Annotated in this window: 22 protein-coding genes; 7 read left to right on the top strand and 15 right to left on the bottom strand. The window is 65.3% G+C overall.

Going from position 1 to position 19,605, the window contains the following annotated elements:
- Positions 1-268 precede the first annotated feature (268 nt).
- The 9 genes from R2669_RS21745 to R2669_RS21705 form a co-directional block, all read right to left on the bottom strand.
- Positions 269-664, bottom strand: coding sequence for a hypothetical protein (locus R2669_RS21745; RefSeq protein WP_147216668.1), 396 nt, complete (start codon positions 662-664; stop codon positions 269-271).
- Between the two features lie 56 nt (positions 665-720).
- Positions 721-972, bottom strand: a complete 252-nt coding sequence (locus tag R2669_RS21740) for a hypothetical protein (protein WP_147216666.1) — start codon at positions 970-972, stop codon at positions 721-723.
- A gap of 7 nt (positions 973-979) precedes the next feature.
- Positions 980-1,369: an SgcJ/EcaC family oxidoreductase gene (locus R2669_RS21735; RefSeq protein ID WP_316902003.1), complete on the bottom strand. Its 390-nt coding sequence runs from the start codon at positions 1,367-1,369 to the stop codon at positions 980-982.
- A 37-nt stretch (positions 1,370-1,406) separates the two neighbouring features.
- Positions 1,407-1,844 carry a hypothetical protein gene (locus tag R2669_RS21730; protein ID WP_316891654.1) on the bottom strand — a complete coding sequence of 146 codons (438 nt, stop codon included), beginning with the start codon at positions 1,842-1,844 and terminating at the stop codon, positions 1,407-1,409.
- Between the two features lie 21 nt (positions 1,845-1,865).
- Complete coding sequence (locus R2669_RS21725) at positions 1,866-2,279, bottom strand: hypothetical protein (protein WP_147216659.1); 414 nt, start codon at positions 2,277-2,279, stop codon at positions 1,866-1,868.
- Complete coding sequence (locus R2669_RS21720) at positions 2,270-3,013, bottom strand: LysM peptidoglycan-binding domain-containing protein (protein ID WP_147216657.1); 744 nt, start codon at positions 3,011-3,013, stop codon at positions 2,270-2,272. The genes R2669_RS21725 and R2669_RS21720 overlap by 10 nt, the downstream gene beginning before the upstream one ends.
- A gap of 124 nt (positions 3,014-3,137) precedes the next feature.
- Complete coding sequence (locus R2669_RS21715; protein ID WP_147216655.1) at positions 3,138-3,629, bottom strand: cupin domain-containing protein; 492 nt, start codon at positions 3,627-3,629, stop codon at positions 3,138-3,140.
- Between the two features lie 125 nt (positions 3,630-3,754).
- On the bottom strand, positions 3,755-4,147 hold the full coding sequence (locus tag R2669_RS21710) for a VOC family protein (RefSeq protein ID WP_147216653.1): 393 nt from the start codon (positions 4,145-4,147) through the stop codon (positions 3,755-3,757).
- Positions 4,148-4,159: 12 nt separating this feature from the next.
- A complete protein-coding gene (locus R2669_RS21705) occupies positions 4,160-4,513 on the bottom strand; it encodes a hypothetical protein (RefSeq protein ID WP_316902002.1) in 354 nt (117 codons plus the stop codon).
- Positions 4,514-4,615: 102 nt separating this feature from the next.
- Between R2669_RS21705 and R2669_RS21700 the strand changes: the two genes are divergently transcribed.
- Positions 4,616-5,083, top strand: coding sequence for a MarR family winged helix-turn-helix transcriptional regulator (locus tag R2669_RS21700; RefSeq protein ID WP_316902001.1), 468 nt, complete (start codon positions 4,616-4,618; stop codon positions 5,081-5,083).
- Between the two features lie 3 nt (positions 5,084-5,086).
- Here R2669_RS21700 and R2669_RS21695 read toward each other — a convergent pair whose 3' ends face one another.
- The 4 genes from R2669_RS21695 to R2669_RS21680 all read right to left on the bottom strand — a co-directional run bounded on the left by R2669_RS21695 (position 5,087) and on the right by R2669_RS21680 (position 9,442).
- A complete protein-coding gene (locus tag R2669_RS21695; RefSeq protein WP_316902000.1) occupies positions 5,087-6,193 on the bottom strand; it encodes a sulfotransferase family protein in 1,107 nt (368 codons plus the stop codon).
- Entirely contained in the window at positions 6,190-6,837 is a 648-nt protein-coding gene (gene cysC, locus R2669_RS21690; RefSeq protein WP_147216645.1) for an adenylyl-sulfate kinase, read from the bottom strand. The genes R2669_RS21695 and cysC overlap by 4 nt, the downstream gene beginning before the upstream one ends.
- Before the next feature lie 16 nt (positions 6,838-6,853).
- Positions 6,854-8,488, bottom strand: coding sequence for a methyl-accepting chemotaxis protein (locus R2669_RS21685; protein ID WP_316901999.1), 1,635 nt, complete (start codon positions 8,486-8,488; stop codon positions 6,854-6,856).
- A gap of 258 nt (positions 8,489-8,746) precedes the next feature.
- The gene (locus R2669_RS21680) at positions 8,747-9,442 is read right to left on the bottom strand and encodes a GNAT family N-acetyltransferase (protein ID WP_027680412.1); all 696 of its coding nucleotides are present in this window, start codon (positions 9,440-9,442) and stop codon (positions 8,747-8,749) included.
- A 399-nt stretch (positions 9,443-9,841) separates the two neighbouring features.
- On the opposite strand from R2669_RS21680, the gene kefF reads away from it, so the two are divergent.
- Together kefF and kefC are read left to right on the top strand one after the other, a co-directional pair.
- Positions 9,842-10,405, top strand: a complete 564-nt coding sequence (kefF, locus tag R2669_RS21675) for a glutathione-regulated potassium-efflux system oxidoreductase KefF (RefSeq protein ID WP_316901998.1) — start codon at positions 9,842-9,844, stop codon at positions 10,403-10,405.
- Positions 10,406-10,428: 23 nt separating this feature from the next.
- Positions 10,429-12,369 carry a glutathione-regulated potassium-efflux system protein KefC gene (gene kefC, locus R2669_RS21670; RefSeq protein ID WP_316901997.1) on the top strand — a complete coding sequence of 647 codons (1,941 nt, stop codon included), beginning with the start codon at positions 10,429-10,431 and terminating at the stop codon, positions 12,367-12,369.
- Between the two features lie 99 nt (positions 12,370-12,468).
- Here the strand turns inward: kefC and R2669_RS21665 are convergent, their stop codons facing one another.
- Positions 12,469-13,263, bottom strand: coding sequence for a DUF1835 domain-containing protein (locus R2669_RS21665; protein WP_009239689.1), 795 nt, complete (start codon positions 13,261-13,263; stop codon positions 12,469-12,471).
- Positions 13,264-13,446: 183 nt separating this feature from the next.
- Between R2669_RS21665 and R2669_RS21660 the strand changes: the two genes are divergently transcribed.
- From R2669_RS21660 to R2669_RS21645, 4 genes are all read left to right on the top strand, one after another.
- Positions 13,447-14,757 carry a M20/M25/M40 family metallo-hydrolase gene (locus tag R2669_RS21660; RefSeq protein ID WP_316901996.1) on the top strand — a complete coding sequence of 437 codons (1,311 nt, stop codon included), beginning with the start codon at positions 13,447-13,449 and terminating at the stop codon, positions 14,755-14,757.
- Between the two features lie 162 nt (positions 14,758-14,919).
- Positions 14,920-15,660 (top strand): 2Fe-2S iron-sulfur cluster-binding protein, encoded by a 741-nt coding sequence (locus tag R2669_RS21655; protein WP_316901995.1) that lies wholly within the window; start codon positions 14,920-14,922, stop codon positions 15,658-15,660.
- 9 nt (positions 15,661-15,669) lie between these two features.
- Complete coding sequence (locus R2669_RS21650) at positions 15,670-16,692, top strand: FAD binding domain-containing protein (protein ID WP_316901994.1); 1,023 nt, start codon at positions 15,670-15,672, stop codon at positions 16,690-16,692.
- Positions 16,689-18,887 (top strand): xanthine dehydrogenase family protein molybdopterin-binding subunit, encoded by a 2,199-nt coding sequence (locus tag R2669_RS21645; RefSeq protein ID WP_316901993.1) that lies wholly within the window; start codon positions 16,689-16,691, stop codon positions 18,885-18,887. Before R2669_RS21650 ends, R2669_RS21645 begins: the two co-directional genes overlap by 4 nt.
- 146 nt (positions 18,888-19,033) lie before the next feature.
- Here the strand turns inward: R2669_RS21645 and R2669_RS21640 are convergent, their stop codons facing one another.
- On the bottom strand, positions 19,034-19,318 hold the full coding sequence (locus R2669_RS21640) for a hypothetical protein (protein ID WP_316901992.1): 285 nt from the start codon (positions 19,316-19,318) through the stop codon (positions 19,034-19,036).
- Positions 19,319-19,605: the final 287 nt, after the last annotated feature.

Raw genomic sequence — 19,605 nt, 5'->3', positions numbered from 1 at the left:
GTCGCTCTCATGCAAGCGAATTCAGGTGTTTGAGGGCGACACATGAGGCCAAAACTGCCGCGCTCGGCGGTCTATTGGGTAAGCGCGACAAGCAGGGAGCCAAGGCACGAACGCTGCACACATTGGGCCGATATGCGCGGCGGATGCGTGGACCTTTGCGCTCAGAGCCCGGCATCAGGGCGCGCACCAACGCTCCGGCATTCGTGAGAGGTATTGTCGATGCGATTGACGCGTTCCAGCGATTGGCGGGGATGCTGATACGGCGCGGCTAAACGGTGCCGACTTCGGGCGCGTTATCCCTGAACACCAAAGGCTCATGTTCCGTGGGCTCCCAACTTTTCAGTGCGGCGCCCAGGCGATTGATCGTCGCGGCCTCCACCGAGATCGCAAAGCGCACGATTTCGAGGTGCAAGCGGTTGCCCGGTTTTTTGTATTCGATTTCAAGGGCGGTATTGCCGACGCCATCTGCTACGAACGCTCGTACAGCCAGCCAAAGATAGGCGCTTCCGTCCTTTGCGCCCTTCTCGAAAGCGATCTCTTCGTTGACGCCGGTAGGGAACGTCATCAGTCCCGCGCCCCATTTCTTGAGTTCATCTGCGTAGTCGTAGAAATCGGCGACAACCGACTGGTGCTCGCCTTCGATGGACAGCCGCAGTTCGAGCATGCCGTCATCTGGGTCACGCCAAAGTAGTTCTAGTGAAAGTCGCATGGCATCAAGGTTCAGGTGGGCGGCAGGTGCTCTACCCAAACGGGCTCACCAGGATGATGCTCTGCGATCGTATCGATAGCATCTTGCAGCGCTTCGGCAGAGGCGCCGCGCAGCGGATAGACAAACCGCGAAACGTTGCGACCGGCGAGTTTGCCGTAGTCGTCGGATATTGCATCCGTTCCGCACCAGATTGGCAGATTCGCCTCGCTTGCCAGTTGTAGCGCGCGTTGCAAACCTTCAGGGCTGATTGCTAGGAAGACCATGTCGGTATCAGTTTGCAGAGTCTGCCATCACCAAATTCGCATCCCGCACCAACCGCCACTTCCCATCCGCCTCTTTCCGCAGAATCGTCAACGTCTGCCCCGAGCGCTGCACCTCCTTTCCATCCGGCATCGTGATGACGATGCGCAGCGCGTTGCGCAAGTAAGCGATGTCACCAAACACCTGCACCTCCTGAATATCGCTTGTGCCGTCGATGTGCACGTCCTTCATGCCGCTGGACATCCTGGCGAAGGCGTCCTTGCCGAAGGGCGGCTGGCCCGGCGTGAGAAACAGCACGTCATCGGTCATCAGGCCGAGCACGGTATCGATGTCGCCGGTTCTGCTGGCGGCGAGCCAGGTGGCCACCACGTTGCGGATGGCGCTTTCGTCGTCGGTCATGGCGATGCGGGTGTCGGTGAGGGAGGCGGCTTTCACTCTACACCGCAGGTTCGACCGGTGGCGCCACGCGGCGCTTGATGAAGACGGCCGGAGATAACACCGGGATGTGCCGGGCGCGCAGCGTCACCAGCCAGTCGCCCACGGCGTCTTCGCAGGTCAGGCGGAAGTGGTTCGCGTCGATCCACTCCACCTCGTCCAGCCAGAACGTGTAGTACGCCGCGCCGATGGTGCCGGTGCTGATCGCACGTGAAAGGTCGGGCGCGACGAGGGTGACGGAGACGGCCTCTTCAAACGGGCAGTCGTAATTGGTGATGAGGACGAAGCCGAGGTCCGTCTGGTATTGCCGGAGCAGCTCGTAGCCGGGGATGGCGAGCGTCGGGTGCGGAACGCCATCCACAATCACACGCGTGCGCGTGGGCCACTGCTCATACGGGCCGCTGTGTTTCTCCAGGGCGAAGCGTTGGAGCGGCTGCATGGCGGCGGCGCGTTCGCTGCGCTATTCCTTGCGCATGCCGCACAGGGCGATCTGGCGTTCTGGGTCGGCAGAATCCTTCCAGCCGGGTTCTTCGCGCTTCTGGTACGCCTCCATCGTTGGGTAGCCCTTTACGCTCCACGAGAACTCGCTGTAGCGCGAGACCTCGATGACGGCCAGGCCGCAGCGCTTGCGGTGGTCTTCAATCTTGAACGCCGCGTGCGGATGCTCGCCCGACAGGTCCTGCTCGATCACCTTGTAGCGCGTCGGGCCGCACTTGAAGAAGCTGGCGTTCCATTCGATGGTTTTCGGGCGGAGGAACAACGCGCCGTAGCAGGCGCGGCCGTCACCGCGGAAGGTTCCGGTGAGGGCATCTGCTGCCATGGCCGATTGCGCAGCCAGCAGCGATACGGCGATAAGGAGGCGGCCTACTTGCATGCGGCGGTTCCGATCTTCGGGATGAGCGTGAGCACGTAATCGAGTTTCCGGATGTACGCGGCGTCGCCGTGGTTGTACAGCACGGCAATGTTCTGCGTCGTCACGGGGCGCCAGCCGCTGATCACCTTGCGCATGGCGGCCTTGCGGTATTTGACCACCTGCCCGGGTTTCAGTGTTGCGGCGTTCGGGTTGAGCGCGCGCATCTCCGCGAGGGTCGAGCCTTGCGCGCGGGCGATCTTGTCAAAGCTGTCGCCCGCCTTGACGGCCACTTCATAGACCTTGTCGTCGGCATCGCGCACGCTCCGGACGTCGAACTTTGCCATGCGCGTGAGCAGGTAGCCGACGCCGGCACGGATGTTCCACGCCGGCACCGTTCGGGCCAGGCCCGCGTTCAACCGGGTGCGGATGGCCGGGGGGACGATGAGGTCGCTGCCTTCTTCGCCGCGCAGCAGGGTATTCAAGGCGGGGTCGCCCAGGTTGCCGATCTGCATCGGCCGGGTGGACCACGCTTCCGAATCGGCGCCGGTCTCGACCCACACCATCGCCTTGACGACCTGCCAGTCCAGCGGCAGATAGCCCGCGTTGCCCATCAGGTGGCGGTTGTATTCCGCCACCGCAGCCTGGATGTCGCAGTCGTAGCCGTTCCAGCGGTCGGGGTGCTGGGCCGCGGTGTTGATGTAATCCTGCCAGCGCTCGAAATCGGTTTTGGGCTTCGCCTGGGCCTTGGTGACCATCTGCCCCTCCGTGGTTGCTTGACCTGTGGAGGGGCATGGTAGCCAGCGCCCGTCGGCGGCGTGTTAACGGCTGTTTATGTACCTTGCCGGCCGCTGGCGATCATCGACGCTGGCGCGTCAGGCTTCACTGCTTGGCCGACGGATCGTCCTGCGGGTTGACGTATTTGACGTCCAGCGGCCCCGTGCCATGAATCTGCACGACCGTTGCCGTCTTGGTGAAGGCGTAGTGATGCATGCCTCCCGGCAGGTTGTGAAACCCGCCGGTCTTGAGCGCATGCGCGGCGCCCATGTCCATGGTGTCGCCGCTGCCCAGGTATAGCGTGCCCGAGATCACCGTGAGGTTCTCCGTCTGGGTGTGCCAGTGCGGGGGCACCTTGTAGCCGCCTGGCGCTTTCAGGCGGACGACGTACGGGCCGTCCTTGCCCGGGTCGCCGTAGAGCACCGCCAGCTTGGCGCCCTTGGGCAAGCCCGGCGGCGCGTCGACCCACTTCAGGGCCGATGGGTTGATCATCGTCATGTCGCCCATGGCGGCGTCCTGGGCGGCAGCGGGCGCGGCGCCCAGGACGAGCAGCACGGCTGCGGTCAGCAGCATCGATTGCGCGGATGGTGTCTTCATCTTCGTCTCCTTCTTGCCTCGGCATCGGCTCGCGGGCGACGCAGATGGCCGCCACTGGAGAGCGAGAGGTGCCGCATCCTCATCGTAGAGAAGACACCCGCGCGGCTGACAAGCACGCAATTGCCCTAGGCGGTGACAGTCGGATCCGGATAGGCACGGATCTCCAGCGCGTGGCCGTCGGGATCGTCAAAGTAGATCGATGCGGCCATGCCGCGCGCGCCAAAGCTTTGTCCGACCTGTCCACTGCGTCGGTCGAACGGCGAGCCTCCGTACGCGATGCCGCGTTCCACCAGCCGCGCGTGGATGGTGTCGAACAACGCGCGGTCCATGCTGAAGGCGAGATGTTCGCTCTGGAGTTCGTCGACCTCGCGCAAGTCGAGCGTGAAGGTGTCGTTCACGCGTACGACATCGAAAGGACCCATCTGCCCCTCGTGCGCGAAGCCGAGCACCTGGGTATAGAAGTCGACCGCGCGGGCCGCGTTGCGTACCCGCAGGATGGTGTGATCAAGCACAATCATGGCGAACCTCCTTCAGCCGACATAACGGGCAATGACCATGCACACCAGGGCGACAGCCAACAGCGGCGCTGCAACGCGATGCGCCAGTGCGGGCCGCCTACGTAGCGCGCCTTGCACGCCGGCCGCCGCGACGGCCGCCAGGGCGCCGATCATCAGCACGGTGCGCGGCCAGCCGAGCAGCCCGGCGTGGTCCATCGCGCCGAGCCCGAGGCCCGTCAGCACGGCCACCGTTGCCGCGCCCATCTGCGGGCGAAACATGACATCGGCATTGGCACCGCCAGTGCGGGCGAGCATGAAGGTGGAACCGGTCCAGAACACTGTGGCCATGGCGTGAAGCGCAATCAACAGAATCCAACTGAATTGCATGGTGACTCCTGATTTGAACTGCGGGTTGGGCGAACACTCGGGGTCCATCTGGCGTGGACTACTCTTTGACATCGAATGATTCGATATCTATCATAGGCCAACATGAAGCCAAAGCAAGCCCATGGCATTCCTGTGGGATTCCTCCTCGCCCAGACCGCCAAGACGACGGCCCGCGCGTTTGACGACGCATTGCAGGAACGGGGCGGATCGCTGCCGATGTGGCTGATCCTGAAGGCGCTGATGGCAGGTGAGCACCGTACCCAGGCTGAGCTGGCGGCCACGGTGGGCGTGCAAGGGCCCACGCTCACGCATCATCTGAACGGCATGGAAAAGGACGGCCTATTGATGCGAAGCCCGCTGCCGGACAACCGCAGGGTCCATCAGGTAGCGCTGACGGATGCAGGGCGGGCGCTGTTCTTCAAGCTTCGGGATGCGGCCATCGCGTACGACGCGCGTTTGCGCGCCGGTATCGATGCAGCCGATCTGGAGCGCTTTCGCGTCGTGCTGCAGCGCATGTCTGCCAATGTCGAGAGCGCCGCCCGCGCCGATGAAGACAATGCCGCTAGCTGACCCCTAGTCGGTCACCTCAAACGCGGCCGGGTCAGCCAGCGCCTCCAGCCGATGCGACGCCGTGGGTTTGATGGCTGCGGTCGTCATCGCTTGCAGCATGAGCCGTTCGCGCACGCTGCCTAAAAAATCAGCGCGGTGGCGGCGCAGGACGAAATCACGGTAGTTGTCAGCTTCCAGCGCGCGCCACGCCGCCTGGCGGCCAGCTTCAGACTGCATGCGCGCGGCTTCCAGTGCATGGGTTTCGACGCGGGCGTTGGCGGCGGTCAACGGGGCATAGCCGTAACGGGCCATGTCGTCGCGCGCCAGGGTTTCGATGAGCGTGATTTCATCCATCGACAACTGCTGGTGGAACTTGTCGATATTGGCGGTGATGGGTGCGAAGCAGTTGGACGTCCACAACGCAGACAACCGCGATATCTGCCGCGCTTCGGCCGAGCGGGACACATCGAGCATCTGCGGCAGGAAATCGATCTCCAGGAAGTCGCATACGCGGCGCAACGTGCTTTCCTGATCGATCAGGAAATCTTCATAGCGGATGGTGCAGGTGCGCTCCGGGTACTGGGCGATGAGCGCGTTGGCGGCGCGGTGTGCGGCCACCCAGGTCTGCGTGTTCAGCAGCGTGTCGAAGTCGTGGATGATCGCGCGGTTCATTGACGCGACCTGCGCGCGCGGGTCCCGCACGACGTTCAGGAAGCGCATGTCCGGAAAGAGCGTCATCAGCTCGGCGGCGTAGTGCACGCTGTCGAGCGATTTGTCCATGACCACGCGCGCGCCGTGCTGTGCGCCCGCACGCAGCAATAGTTCCCACACCACGCGGTGCACGCTGCGCGGCTGGTCGCGCAGGGCCTCGAACACCTCCACCGGATCGAACACCATGCCGGGCCACTTGACCATGCTCGCCGCCTGCAGGCCGATCACGTCGGTCACCAAGCGGAAGTAGGCGCGATCGTCTTCCAGGTTGCCGTACAGCGGCACCAGCGGCATGAAGTCGACGATGTGCAGCGGATACGGCGCGTAGAACGCCGGGTTGAAATTCAGGCGCAGGCGCAGCGCGTGGCTGCCGCAGCGGCGCAGCGGAATCATCAGGACGGGGCGCGGAAGGGCGGTCATCGAACGGTCTCCGGTTGACGGGTGTCCAGCCAGGCGGACAAATGTGCGTGCAGCGCGGCCGTGGCCGCCTGCAGCGGCATGGCGCCGGTATCGAGCCGCAGCGACGGCGCCGCCGGTGCCTCATACGGCGACGACACGCCGGTGAACTGCGGGATCTGCCCGCCGCGCGCCCGGGCGTACAGTCCCTTCGGATCGCGGGCCTCGCACACATCCAGCGCGGTGCAGACGTGTACTTCCACAAACCGGTCTGCACCGATGATCTCGCGCGCCATCTCGCGATCGGCACGCAGCGGCGAGATGAACGCGGTCACGACGATCAGCCCGACGTCGTTCATGAGGCGTGCCACCTCGGCGGCGCGGCGCAGGTTCTCGGTGCGGTCGGCTTCGGTAAAGCCGAGATCGTGGTTCAGGTGATGACGCAGGTTGTCGCCATCGAGCACGGCGCAGCGCTGGCATGTTTCGTACAGGCGCTTCTCCAGGGCATAGGCGAGCGTGGATTTGCCCGCGCCGCTCAGGCCCGTCAGCCACAGGGTGAGCGGCGCATGGCCAAACTGGTGCGCACGGGCCTCGTCGGCTACGCCGCCGGCATGCCAGTAGACATTGCGTGCGGCGGGGCCGGCGCAGGACGAAAGGGCAGATTTCATCGTGGCGTCCTCCGGCTCAGGCCGGCAACAGGGCGGGTTGGTGATAGCCGATGCGCGCCGTAGGTGCTGCCGCTTTCGCCGGGTTGGCCAGCTTGAACACGCTCACCACACCCACCAGTCGGCTCGACTGCTCGCGCATCGATTCCGCCGCCGCGGCCGCTTCTTCAACCAGCGCGGCGTTCTGCTGGGTGACTTCGTCCATCTGCGTGATGGCGCGGTGAATCTGGTCGATGCCGCTGGCCTGTTCGTCGGTCGCGCCCATGATCTCGGTCACGATGGCGGTTACGCGGTGGATGCTCGTCACGACGTCCTGCATGGTCGTGCCGGCCTGCTCGACGAGGGTGTTGCCCGCATCCACGTGGTTGACCGAATCGCTGATCAACAGCTTGATTTCCTTGGCTGCCGTCGCCGAGCGTTGCGCCAGCCCGCGCACCTCGCTGGCGACGACGGCAAAGCCGCGCCCCTGCTCGCCGGCGCGCGCTGCTTCCACGGCAGCATTGAGCGCGAGGATGTTGGTCTGGAACGCAATGCTGTCGATCACGCCGATGATTTCGCTCACCTTGCGTGCCGATTCGCTGATTGCCCCCATGGTATCCACCACGCGCGCCACCACCGTGCCGCCTTGTGTCGCGACCTCGGCGGCCGTGGCGGCGAGCTGGTTGGCGTGCCGCGCGTGCTCAGCGTTCTGCTTGACGGTGGCGTTGAGTTCTTCCATCGACGCCGCGCATTCCTCCAGCGCGGAAGCCTGTTCCTGCGTGCGGGTCGACAGGTCGAAGTTGCCGGTGGCGATCTGCTCCGATGCCGTGGCCAGCGTGTCGGTGCTGGTGTGCACCTGTTCGGCAATCGTCGCGAGGCTGTCACGCATGCGCTTCATGGCGTGCATGAGGCTTGCCTCGTTGTCGCTGCGCGTCGGGATGGCCACCGCCAGATTGCCTCCAGCGATCTGGCTGGCGATGTCGGCCACCGTTCCGGGCTCGCCGCCAAGCTTGCTCAGCAGGCCGCGCGTGATGAGCGCGCTCGCCGCGAGGCTCACCAGCAGTGCCAGCACGCTCAGCGCAAGCAGCCAGTTGCGGCTGTCGACATAGCTCGACTTGGCCTTGGCGGTGTTTTCGTCGTTGAGCTTTTCTTCAAACGCCTGCAACTTGCCGAGCAGATCCCACCAGGCGCGCTGCACGGGGCGGAATTCGAATCGCAGGACTTTGTACGCGTCTTCCTTGTGGCCGGCCGCGACCAGCGCCTTGACCCGCGTTGCGAACGGCGCAGCAAGTTCGGCCTGCTGCCGGATTTGCGCGAGCAGCGCTTTCTCTTCGGTGGTGGTGTCCGCCAGCGTGTCGAACATGCGGCCAAGCTTGCTGTCAGCCTCGCTGTACTGGCCTTCCTGTTTTTCGATGCGGCTCAGTTCGCTCTGAATTTCGTCATGCTGCTCCAGCAGCACGATATTCCGATAAGCCAATGCGCGTTCGGTAACGCTCGAATACATTTTTGCGGCCAGCTTGGCTTCTACGGCATTGATTTCCGTGGTGTCTTCCAGCAGCCGCCGGAAATCCGACATGCGCTGCAGGCTGAATGCCATGAGCAGCACGAGCAGCCCCATCGTCAAGCCGAAACCCCACGCCAGTTGGGTGGCCACCTTCATTTTGGAAAAGCGCATGTTTGTCCCCGTCATAATCGATCACGACTGCTCTATCGAGCGGGGCGGCTGGAGCTTGAGGGATTTAATTCAAATTACCCAATATGCGTAATGCCGCGTCGAACCAACATCACAAAATGGATGCTGAAAAATCGATGCGATTTTCTGCAGATATTATTTTGATGAAATGGCTTGCATTAAATTGCGGGCAATCCAAATGCGTCACGCAAAAGAAAACGCCCGGTGGAAGCCGGGCGTTTTCTTTGCTGAGCGGTGCAATCACACGGTGCGTTTTTGTGGCACCAGTGAGCGCCAGAAGCGCTGACCGAAGCGGCGCACGTCGCGCAGGTTGCGCTTGAGCATGTAATCGAGATCGGCCACTTGCTCGTCAATGGCCTCGGTCAGCAGGCTCATCGTGTCGGCGGGCGGCAATTCGAGGTAGGCATCGGCTTCGCCATAGGCGTACTGGACGCGCATGCCGGCTTTCTTGGCGATGTGCATCATGGCTGCGTTGCGCGACAGGCAGTGCATGTACAGCGTGCGCACCTTGGTGTTCTGGCCGTGCATGGCGGCACGCTGGAACAGCGCGCTGCCCACGCCCTTGCCGCGTGCCGATTCCGACACCGACACGCCGAACTCCGCCACACGTCCTTGCGGGTTGTCGCGCAGGTAGGCGAGGTGGCCCACGCCGGTCAGCTCAAGGCGCTCGTTGTAGACGCCAAAGACCTTGTCGTGGTCGAAATCGATGCTGTCGACGTACGCCTCGATGACGTGATCCCGGACCACCTGGCCGAAACGCAGCAGGCGGTCTTCCTCGCCGAGCGCGAGCAGATGTTTGAGCAGGCGCGACCGGTGGTGCGCGGCAAGCTCGCGCACCAGCACGGTGGAACGCGGCGCGCCTTGCGCTGCTTCCGTCTTGTCGATGTCGTCCTGGGTGACGACCCCGATGGCCTTGCTCAGTTCGAGCGGGTTCACGACATGGTTCCTGTTCTGATCGCGCCTTTCAATGGAGGGCAGCGAAGTGATGAGTCGGAGGCGCGGATGGCACCTCCGGGGCACTCAATCGGGTGCAACTGAGTGTTGTGCAACGCACCATGCAATTGTAGTGCAATCAGGGTTTCCCCGTAAGTCTGGTGTCAGACTTTCCCAGGGATTTCCCGGTAAATCCTTGATTTAGCGCATCCCCGCGCCGTTCTACCCGGTGTGGTGTAGCAACAACGTAAATGCTGCGGCGCGCAAAAGCGAGGACCGTTGCGCTTTCCACGTGTCGTGCAAGCTACATCTCCGTCGAAGCGCAATCCTTGGTTCGTAACGCCGCTTCACAATAGCCGTGCGAAGATGCGCCATCAAGACGCCCCAGCCTCCTGATTTTCCATGACGTCCTCGCGCATTCTTGTGATCTACGCGCACGCTGCGCCGCGCCGCTCGCGTGCCAACAAGCCGCTCGCGCGTGCGCTCGCCAGCCTGCCCGGCGTGGCCATGCACGACCTCTACTGGCATTACCCGGATTTCGACATCGATGTGCGTGCCGAGCAGGAGGCGGTGGAAGCAGCGGAGTTGATCATCTTCCAGTTTCCGGTGCAGTGGTACGCCACGCCGTCGCTGCTCAAGGAGTGGATCGACGTGGTGCTCGAGATGGGCTGGGCCTACGGCCCCGGCGGCACGGCGCTGCGCGGCAAGCATCTGATGGTGCTCGCCACCACCGGGGGGCGCGCACATTCCTACAACGTGGATGGCATTCACGGCCACACGTTCGACATGTTCCTGCTGCCGCTGCAGCAGACGGCAGCGCTGTGCGGCATGCAATGGCAGCCGCCGCATGTGCTGCACGACGCCGACGATGCATCTACCGAGACCATCGACGCCCATATCGCTCAGGTCCGGGCGGCGCTGCAACCCTGGCTTCCGGCCGACGCCGTCGCTCGTTCCGTCGCCTGACGTTTCGGATTTCTTCCTTGCCCATGCAATCGCACGACCTGCTCGTCAATTTCGTCATCTACCTGGCTGCAGCCGTGGCGGCAGTGCCGTTGGCCCGTCGGCTGGGGCTGGGTTCGGTGCTCGGCTATCTGCTGGCCGGGGTCATCGTCGGGCCCTGGGGCTTGCGGCTCATCACCAATGTGCAGTCGATTCTGGATTTCTCTGAATTCGGCGTCGTGCTGATGATGTTCGTGATCGGGCTGGAGCTGGAGCCCGCGCGGCTGTGGTCGCTGCGGCGCAGCATCTTCGGTTACGGCGGGCTGCAGCTCGTGGTGTGCGCGCTGATGGTGGGGCTTGCCGTCATGGCGGTTGGCCATCCGTGGCGTGCAGCGGTGGTGGCCGGGCTGGGGCTGGCGCTGTCGTCCACGGCGATCGCGCTCGCCACGCTTGCCGAGCGCAACCTGATGCGCACGCCGGCAGGCACGGCCAGCTTCGGCATCCTGCTGTTCCAGGACATTGCGGCCATCCCGATGATCGCGTTGCTCCCCTTGTTGGCACCCGAACCCGCCGATGCTGCGGGCGGCGACCATTGGCTTGCGGCGCTTAAAGCGGTGGGCGTGGTGGCGGCCGTGATCTTTGGCGGGCGCACGTTGCTGCGGCCCGTGCTGCGCGCGATCGCCCGCACCAACATGCGCGAGATGTTCACCTCGTTCTCGCTGCTGCTGGTGGTGGGCATCGCACTGCTGATGCACAGCGTGGGCCTGTCGATGGCGCTGGGTGCCTTTATTGCCGGCGTGCTGCTGGCTGATTCGGAATACCGTCACGCGCTGGAAACCGACATCGAGCCGTTCAAGGGGCTGCTGCTTGGCCTGTTCTTTCTCGCTGTCGGCATGTCGATCGACTTTGGCGTGCTGATGCGCCAGCCGTGGGCCGTGATCGGGCTGGTGGCGGTGTTCCTGGCCGTGAAGATCGGCGCGCTGCGTCTGCTGGCCACCCGCTTTGGCATTGCGCGCGGGCAGGCGTGGCTGTTTGCCTTCCTGCTCTCGCAGGGCGGTGAATTTGCGTTTGTGGTGTTCGGCCCCGGTGTGGCCGGCAACGTGCTGGGCGCGGAGACCGCCGCTGCGCTCAACCTCGTGGTCGCGCTGTCGATGGCAGCCACGCCATTGCTGCTGCTCCTGCACGACAAGGTACTGGTGCCGCGCATGATGGATGGCAAGAAGCGCGCGCCCGACACGATCGAGCCGCAGGAGAACGAAGTCATCATCGCGGGCTTCGGCCGTTTCGGGCAGATTGTCGGCCGCATGCTCTACAGCCAGGGCTATAGCGCCACCGTGCTCGACCACGACCCAGACCAGATCGACATGCTGCGCCGCTTCGGCTTCAAGGTCTTCTACGGCGACGCGACGCGCATGGACCTGCTGGAAACCGCTGGCGCCGACAAGGCCCGCATGATGGTCGTCGCCATCGACGACATGGAAACCAACCTGGAAGTGGTCGATCGCGTGCGCGAGCGCTTTCCGCACCTGAAGCTGTACGTGCGGGCGCGCAACGTGTCGCACGTCTACCAGCTGCGCGACCGCGGCGTGGAGGTGATTGAGCGTGAAATGTTCGAGGGCTCGCTGATGCTGAGCCGTCGCGTGCTGGAAGGCCTGGGCAAGGCGCCGTACGAGGCGCATCGCATCGCGCAGACGTTCCGCCGCCACACGCTCAATTCGATGGAACAGGTCTACCCGGTTTACCGCGATCAGAAGAAGCTCGTGTCGCTTGCGCAGCAGGGGCGCGACGAGCTGGCCGAAATGTTCCAGCGCGACCGCATGCAGCGCAAACGCCTGCGCGAATCCGGCATGCCGTGGGGCGAGGGCGACGTCCACAGCGACATGGAAGGCGCGCAGCCCGACAGCGACCTTGCCAACGAGGTCGACGGCGGCGACGCCGATGCCCCGATCGGTTGCCCCGCGCGGGCTGGCCTCCGGCGCGACGGCTAACTCGCGCCGGTTACGAACGCGCTTCAGGCGCAAGCCGCGCACAAACAAAAAGGAGCGCTTTTGGCGCTCCTCGGGTCACATCCAAGTTTAGGGCGGCAGTTACACGGCCACGCTGACGTTGCGCCGCAGCTCGCAGGTGCTGAGCGAATCGGCCTCGCCGCGCAGCAGCAGTTGCCCGTTGCCGACCAGTTCGCGGCAGCGCCAGAAGACGAACCAGTCGCTGGCGAGCAACCCGTCGATGGCGCCCATGATGCTGCCGACCACGTCGCGAGCGCTGGCCCAGTCGGTCGGAACGTGCTCCAGGATCACTTCATCGACGGTGCCGTACGACACCGGCACCAGCGTGTTGCCCTTCCACAGCCGCGTGTCGGCGTTCTCGCGCACGGTCTGCTGCCATTCGTAGGCCAGGCGGCCGATGCGCAACACCGACACCGGCGCGATGGTCGAAAACCGCCGTGCCAGCCGGGCGCCCGAATACATGCCGATGGTCGTCAGGGGGCCTTGACCGTTCGGGGCCTCAAGTTCGCGCACATCCATGCCGACTTCATTGATGCGCTGGGGCGATTGGTGCAGATGGAACGCCACCCGGCGCAGCATGAGCTGGTCCGACGCGCTTTGGCCGTGCCAGATGGCGACTTCCGTGGTGGCATCGCGCAGGTCGGCGAGCGACGCCAGTGCGTCGCGCATCTCCGCGGCGAAATCGATGTTGCTGTTGGGCGCCACGCGCTGCCAGAAACCGGAGCGGGCCATGGCGACACTGTCGACGTCGACCAGCGGCCCGACGGCGAGATCGTCGCGCAGTACGACTACGGAATCGGGGCGGCCAGCCTGTGCGAGCGCCTGCTTGAGCGTGGCGCCGGCAACATCGCCGTTGACGACATGGATGTATTGCATGGCAGCAATTGTAGCGAGAGTGTCAGCCCAGCGCTTTCGTTTTGCGCATCTCTATCAGTATTCCTTTGCGCGGTGTCATGCGCCTAGCCAAAGGGGGGATGGCCCTCGGGCAATCCTCAGGCGGGCGTGAGAAAATCGCCGGTTTGTTGCAGACCATAACTAAGAACAGGTGAGGAAACATTCATGAGAGCCCCGTTGTTGCCCAAGGGCATGCGCCCTGCAGTGCTGGCCGTTGTCGCATTGGTGGGTGCGCTGGTTGCCGGTCAGGCCGCCGCCGTGCCGCCGGCTGAAATCTACAAGCGCGCCCAGCAGGAAAAACCGGCGCTGATCGACACCATGAAGACACTGGTTTCGATCGAATCGGGCAGCAAGGACATCGAAGGACTCGACAAGATTGCCGGGGTGATTGCCGAGCGCCTGCGCGGCATGGGCGGCGACGTGAAGCTCATCGACCCGAGCGACCATGCCTACCGCATGGCCGACACGCCCGAGAAGATCGGCAAGATGGTCCTCGCGCGCTTCAAGGGCGAGGGCAAGCGCAACATCATGCTGATCGCGCACATGGATACCGTGTACCTGAAGGGCATGCTGGCGCAGCAGCCATTCCGCATCGACGGCGAACGGGCTTACGGCCTGGGCATCGCCGACGACAAGAACGGCGTGGCGGTCATCCTGCACACCATCGCCATCCTGCAGGCCGTCAACTTCAAGCAATACGGCACGCTCACGGTGCTGATCAACGGCGATGAAGAGATCAGCTCGCCGGGCGCGCGGGCCATGCAGGCCAAGCTCGGTGCCGAGCAGGACGCCGTGTTCTCGTGCGAAGGCACGCGCGTGACGTCCGACAAGCTGTCGCTGGCCACCAGCGGCATCGGCGCGATCCTGCTGGAGGTGAAGGGCAAGGCATCGCACGCGGGCGGCGCACCGGAGCAGGGCCGCAACGCGCTGTACGAGCTGTCGCACCAGGTGCTGCAGATGCGCGATCTGTCCAAGCCCGAAACGGGCCTGAAGGTGAACTGGACGGTGGCGCAGGCCGGAACGAACCGCAACGTGATCCCGGCCGTGGCCAGCGCCCAGGCCGATGTGCGCCTGCTGCGCGCGGCCGACGCCGACAAGCTGGAAGACACCGTCAACGAACGCATCAAGAACAAGCTGATTCCGGATACGCAGGTCACGGCCAAGTTCGAGCGTCGCCGCCCGCCGCTGGAAGCCACGCCGGCCTCGCGCGCGCTGGCCGAGCACGCCCAGAAGATCTACGGCGAACTGGGCAAGACGCTGGAGATTGACGACAAGGCCGAAGGCGGCGGCACCGATGCCGCATTTGCCGCCTCGAAGACCAAGGCGCCCGTGATCGAACGTTTCGGCCTGGCGAGCTTTGGCGCGCACTCGAACGACGCCGAATACGTCGACCTGAACTCCATCGTGCCGCGCCTGTACCTGTTGACGCGCATGGTCATGGACGTGTCGCGCGACCGCGTCGGCCCGGCCAGGTAACCGCACTGCAACGCGGCGCGTAAGCCTTACACGCGCCGCAGCACATCTCCTGCGCGAAGCCGCTGTCCTGCGGCTTCCCACCGCCCGGGTGCCGGGTATTCCGCTTGCTTTCCCGTGACGCATGTCCCCAGCTACGGCCGCCCGGCCGGTGGAGCGCGCGTCATGTCCGAACATCCCTCCGCAGCCCCAAACGACCCCTCCCGCGAATCGAATGGATCACCCGCCCGCCCCAGCCGGCGCGGCTTTTTGCAAAGCGCGGCGGCCGCGGCCTCGGCGTTTGCGCTGCCGCATGAATCCGCCGGCGCACGCCCTCAGGCGCAGGGCGCGGCCCGCTCCGCTGCCTTGGCGCCGGCGCGGCCGGTCTCGCTCAACATCAATGGCAAGCCGTATGCGCTGTCGCTGGAGCCGCGTGTCACCTTGCTCGACGCGCTGCGTGAGGTGCTCGGGCTGACCGGCACCAAGAAGGGCTGTGACCGCGGCCAGTGCGGCGCATGCACCGTCCTCGTGAACGGCCGGCGCATCAACAGTTGCCTGACGCTGGCGATCATGCACGAAGGCGAGGCCATCACCACCATCGAGGGCCTGGCGCACGCGCACGACGGCGTGGTCGACCGTGCGGCGCTGCATCCGGTGCAGGCCGCGTTTCTTGAACACGACGCGTTTCAGTGCGGCTATTGCACGCCGGGGCAGATCTGCTCGGCGGTGGCGGTATTGGAAGAGGCGCGGCGCGGCATGCCGAGCACCGTCACGTCGCCCGAGGCACTTGGCGCAGACGGCCCGGTTACGCTGACCGAAGACGAAATCCGCGAACGCATGAGCGGCAACCTCTGCCGCTGCGGTGCGTACCCCAACATCGTGGCGGCGATCCGCGTGGTGGCTGCCAAGTCCGGCAGCACGGTTTAAGGAGCCGCCATGCAATCGATTGCCTATGACCGCGCGTCTTCCGTCGAGGCTGCCGTGCGCTTGGCCCAGGAGCCGGGCGCGCGCTATATCGGCGGGGGCACGAACCTGCTGGACCTGATGAAGGGCGGCGTCGAGCAGCCGCAGCGGCTGGTGGATGTCAGCCGTCTGCCGCTGGCGCAGATCCGCACGTTGCCCGACGGCGGTCTGCGCCTGGGCGCGATGGCGCGCAATGCCGATACGGCGGCGCATCCGCTCGTGCGCTCACGCTATCCGCTCCTGAGTGAGGCGATTGTGTCGGGCGCATCGGGCCAACTGCGCAACATGGCCACCAACGGCGGCAACCTGATGCAGCGCACGCGCTGCCATTACTTCTACGACACGGCGTACCCGGCGTGTAACAAGCGTCAGCCCGGCTCCGGCTGCGCCGCGCGCGAGGGCTTCAACCGCATGCACGCCATCCTGGGTGCGAGCGAGGCCTGCGTGGCGACGCATCCATCCGACATGGCCGTCGCGCTGGCCGCGTTGGACGCCACGGTGGTTGTGCACGGCACGCATGGCGAGCGGCGTATCCCGATCGAAGCCTTCCATCGGTTGCCGGAAGCGCATCCCGAAATCGACACGACGCTCGAGCCCGGCGAGCTGATCGTCGCCATCGACCTGCCGGCGCCCGTGTTCGGCTCGCACGTGCATTACCTGAAGGTGCGCGACCGCGCGAGCTACGCGTTTGCGCTGGTGTCGGTGGCTGCGGCGCTGGCCTTGCAGACCGATGGGCGGACGATTCGGGAGGCGCGCATTGCGCTCGGCGGCGTCGCGCACAAGCCGTGGCGTGCGCATGCGGCCGAGCAGATGCTGGCGGGCCAGGCCGTGGATGCGCAGTTGTTTGCCCAGGCGGGCGCGCTGGCTGTGCAGGGCGCCCAGCCGCTGCGCGACAACGGCTTCAAGGTGCCCCTCGCACAGCGGGCCGTGGCCCGGGCGCTCACCATCGCGGGCAATCCCGCCAATCCCGCCAATCCGACAGGAGGTGTGGCATGAGCAACGTCGGCCAACCGCTGGACCGCACCGACGGTCTGCTCAAAGTCACGGGCCAGGCGCGCTACTCAGCAGAGTTCCAGGTGCCGCGTCTGGTGCATGCGGTGCTGGTGCAGAGCACCGTGCCGGCCGGTCGAATCACGCGGGTCGATACCCATGTCGCGCAGGCCATGCCCGGCGTGCTGCTGGTGATGACGCATGAGAACGCACCGCGCTTGCCCAACGGTGGCAAGCCCGCGCTGGAACCGCCGGCCGGGCGCGTGCTGTCGCTGCTGCAGGACGATCAGGTGCATTACAACGGCCAGCCCGTCGCGCTGGTGGTGGGCGACACGCTGGAACATGCGCAGGCCGCAGCGCGCATGGTGCGCGTGGAGGTTGCCCAGCAGCCGGCGCGGCTCGATTTCGAAACTGCCCGCGCCGATGCGCACTCGCCCGGCAAGGTGCAGGGGCAGTCGGCCGACACCACGCGCGGCGACGTGGTTGCCGGCATGGCGCAGGCAGCGCAGCGCATCGAGGCCGTTTACGGTACGCCCATGGAAACGCACAACCCGATGGAGCCGCACGCGACCATCGCCGTGTGGGAGGGCGATTCGCTCACGCTGTACGACAGCACGCAATACGTCTCGGGCGTGCGCCGCACCGTCGCCAAGACGCTTGGCCTGTCGCCGGACAAGCTCCGTGTCGTGTGCCCGTTCGTGGGCGGCGGATTCGGCTGCAAGGGCTCGGTGTGGTCGCACGTGGTGTTGGCTGCCATGGCCGCGCGGCAGGCGGGACGGCCCGTGAAACTGGTGCTGGACCGCCCGCAGATGTTTGGGCCGGTGGGCGGCCGCCCGCGTACCGAGCAGCGCGTCGCCCTGGGCGCCGCCAGCGATGGCCGCTTCACCGCCATCTCGCATGACTCGCTGACCACCACGTCGATGATCGAGGACTGGACCGAGCCCTGCGCCATCGTCACCCGCATGCTTTACGACACGCCCCATCAGCGGACGACGCATCGGCTGGCGCGTCTGAACGTCGGTACGCCCACGTTCCAGCGCGCACCCGGCGAAGCCACCGGCACGTTCGCGCTGGAAGTCGCACTGGATGAGATGGCCTACGCGCTGGGCATCGACCCCGTGGAGCTGCGCCTGCGCAACGATGCCGCCCAAGACCCGGAAAAACGCATCCCGTGGTCGAGCAAGTCCCTGGCTGCGTGCTACCGCGCTGGCGCCGAGCGCTTCGGCTGGGCGCGCCGCAATCCGCAGCCGGGCAGCATGCGTGACGGCAACACGCGTATCGGTTGGGGCATGGCCACCGCCACGTATCCGGCCAACCGCAGCGCGGCCGGCGCCACCGCGCGCTACCTGCCGGACGGTACGGCGCAGGTCGAATCCGGCTCGCAGGATCTGGGCACCGGCACCTACACGGTGATGACGCAGGTAGCGGCCGATGCCATGGGCATGCCCGTCGACCGCGTGCACTTCAGCCTGGGCGATACGCGCATGCCGGAAGCGCCGGTGTCGGGCGGCTCGCAGAGCGTGGCCAGCGTATCGCCCGCCGTGCAGGCCGCCGGCCAGCAGGCGCGCGATGCATTGATTGCCGCGGCCATTGCCGACGCCAGTTCGCCGCTGCATGGGCTGGCCGCGGAGGACATCACGGTGGCCGACGGTGTGCTCGCCGCACGCAGCGGTGCGCGGGAACCGGTGGCTGCCGTGGTTGCCCGCCATGGTCGCCCCATCGAGGTGACGGCCAAGGTGCAGCCGGGGGAGGAAAAGCAGAAATTCTCAATGCACTCGTTCGGCGCGGTGTTTGTCGAGGTGCATGTCGATGCGGATCTGGGCGTGGTCCGCGTCCCGCGCATCGTCGGCAGCTACGGCGTGGGGCGGTTGCTCAATGCCAAGACGGGGCGTAGCCAGCTCATGGGCGGCATCGTCTGGGGGATGGGCATGGCGCTGTTCGAAGAGAGCCTGCTCGACACGCGCTACGGCCGCATCGTCAACAACAACCTCGCGGAGTACCACGTGCCCGTCAACGCCGATGTGCCCGACATCGACATCCTCGTACTCGACGAGGCGGACGCATACGTCAACCCGCTGGGCGCCAAGGGCATCGGCGAGATCGGCATTACCGGCGTGCCGGCGGCCATCGCCAACGCCGTCTACCACGCCACCGGCCGGCGCGTGCGCGAACTGCCGATCACGCTCGACAAGCTCATCTGAGCGCGCATGAAAAAGCCCCGCTGGCGCATCACCAGCGGGGCCCGAGTGGGCCAAGAGGCGGAAAACGGAGGATGCCTGGAGACCGGCCCGTAACTGATCAATGCGTAACGGCTGCGTGACGAACGCGGTGAATGCCGTTCAGCGCATCAATTCGGAACCGGATACCCGTAGACCGTACCGCCGCCCTCGCGGGCGCGGCCGGCCGGGTCGCTGCGCATGCCGTCCGAATACGGATCGAAGCGGCCGCTGCGCGCCCCTTCTGTATATGTGTCGAAGCGTCCGGTGCGGGCACTGTCGCTATAGACGTCAAACCGTTCGGCCCGTGCATTCTGGCCGAACACTTCCACGCGGCTGGCCTGCGCCCAAGCGCTGCCCGCCGCGAGGGCCCCGGCCGCCAGCATGGCGGCCAACCCCATTTGCTTGAGTCGCATGGCGAACTCCTTCTTCAACTGATTTTCGGTGCTGTTTTAGGCGTGGTCATTTGATGTCTTGCCACGGTCTACAGCCTAGGTCAGGGGGCATGCCGCATCCACGGTGGTGCGACGAACGGTTTGTTGTTGGCGCCGAAATGATGCAAGTCAGCGTGAATGGCGCTGAAATTCGCGCCAGTGGCGTAATGCCCTCGGCAAATTCCTAACCTTTTTGTCTAATCAAGAGAGCAGTTCAAATGCCGCGTCCGACCTTGATGCACCACAGCAGGGCGCGACGCGCCTGCAAG

Origin of the sequence: Ralstonia edaphi, from assembly GCF_958350185.1 — a bacterium.
GTDB classification, from domain to species: Bacteria; Pseudomonadota; Gammaproteobacteria; order Burkholderiales; family Burkholderiaceae; genus Ralstonia; species Ralstonia edaphi.
The sequence above is the reverse complement of the archived record's forward strand: the minus strand, read 5'-3'. Positions and strand labels throughout refer to the sequence as shown.

Coding starts and splice junctions, on each gene's coding strand:
- R2669_RS21745 (WP_147216668.1), bottom strand. CDS start 664: ATGCTCGAACTGCGGCTGTCCATCGAAGGCGAGCACCAGTCGGTTGTC.
- R2669_RS21740 (WP_147216666.1), bottom strand. CDS start 972: ATGGTCTTCCTAGCAATCAGCCCTGAAGGTTTGCAACGCGCGCTACAA.
- R2669_RS21735 (WP_316902003.1), bottom strand. CDS start 1,369: ATGACCGACGACGAAAGCGCCATCCGCAACGTGGTGGCCACCTGGCTC.
- R2669_RS21730 (WP_316891654.1), bottom strand. CDS start 1,844: ATGCAGCCGCTCCAACGCTTCGCCCTGGAGAAACACAGCGGCCCGTAT.
- R2669_RS21725 (WP_147216659.1), bottom strand. CDS start 2,279: ATGCAAGTAGGCCGCCTCCTTATCGCCGTATCGCTGCTGGCTGCGCAA.
- R2669_RS21720 (WP_147216657.1), bottom strand. CDS start 3,013: ATGGTCACCAAGGCCCAGGCGAAGCCCAAAACCGATTTCGAGCGCTGG.
- R2669_RS21715 (WP_147216655.1), bottom strand. CDS start 3,629: ATGAAGACACCATCCGCGCAATCGATGCTGCTGACCGCAGCCGTGCTG.
- R2669_RS21710 (WP_147216653.1), bottom strand. CDS start 4,147: ATGATTGTGCTTGATCACACCATCCTGCGGGTACGCAACGCGGCCCGC.
- R2669_RS21705 (WP_316902002.1), bottom strand. CDS start 4,513: ATGCAATTCAGTTGGATTCTGTTGATTGCGCTTCACGCCATGGCCACA.
- R2669_RS21700 (WP_316902001.1), top strand. CDS start 4,616: ATGAAGCCAAAGCAAGCCCATGGCATTCCTGTGGGATTCCTCCTCGCC.
- R2669_RS21695 (WP_316902000.1), bottom strand. CDS start 6,193: ATGACCGCCCTTCCGCGCCCCGTCCTGATGATTCCGCTGCGCCGCTGC.
- cysC (WP_147216645.1), bottom strand. CDS start 6,837: ATGAAATCTGCCCTTTCGTCCTGCGCCGGCCCCGCCGCACGCAATGTC.
- R2669_RS21685 (WP_316901999.1), bottom strand. CDS start 8,488: ATGCGCTTTTCCAAAATGAAGGTGGCCACCCAACTGGCGTGGGGTTTC.
- kefF (WP_316901998.1), top strand. CDS start 9,842: ATGACGTCCTCGCGCATTCTTGTGATCTACGCGCACGCTGCGCCGCGC.
- kefC (WP_316901997.1), top strand. CDS start 10,429: ATGCAATCGCACGACCTGCTCGTCAATTTCGTCATCTACCTGGCTGCA.
- R2669_RS21665 (WP_009239689.1), bottom strand. CDS start 13,263: ATGCAATACATCCATGTCGTCAACGGCGATGTTGCCGGCGCCACGCTC.
- R2669_RS21660 (WP_316901996.1), top strand. CDS start 13,447: ATGAGAGCCCCGTTGTTGCCCAAGGGCATGCGCCCTGCAGTGCTGGCC.
- R2669_RS21655 (WP_316901995.1), top strand. CDS start 14,920: ATGTCCGAACATCCCTCCGCAGCCCCAAACGACCCCTCCCGCGAATCG.
- R2669_RS21650 (WP_316901994.1), top strand. CDS start 15,670: ATGCAATCGATTGCCTATGACCGCGCGTCTTCCGTCGAGGCTGCCGTG.
- R2669_RS21645 (WP_316901993.1), top strand. CDS start 16,689: ATGAGCAACGTCGGCCAACCGCTGGACCGCACCGACGGTCTGCTCAAA.
- R2669_RS21640 (WP_316901992.1), bottom strand. CDS start 19,318: ATGCGACTCAAGCAAATGGGGTTGGCCGCCATGCTGGCGGCCGGGGCC.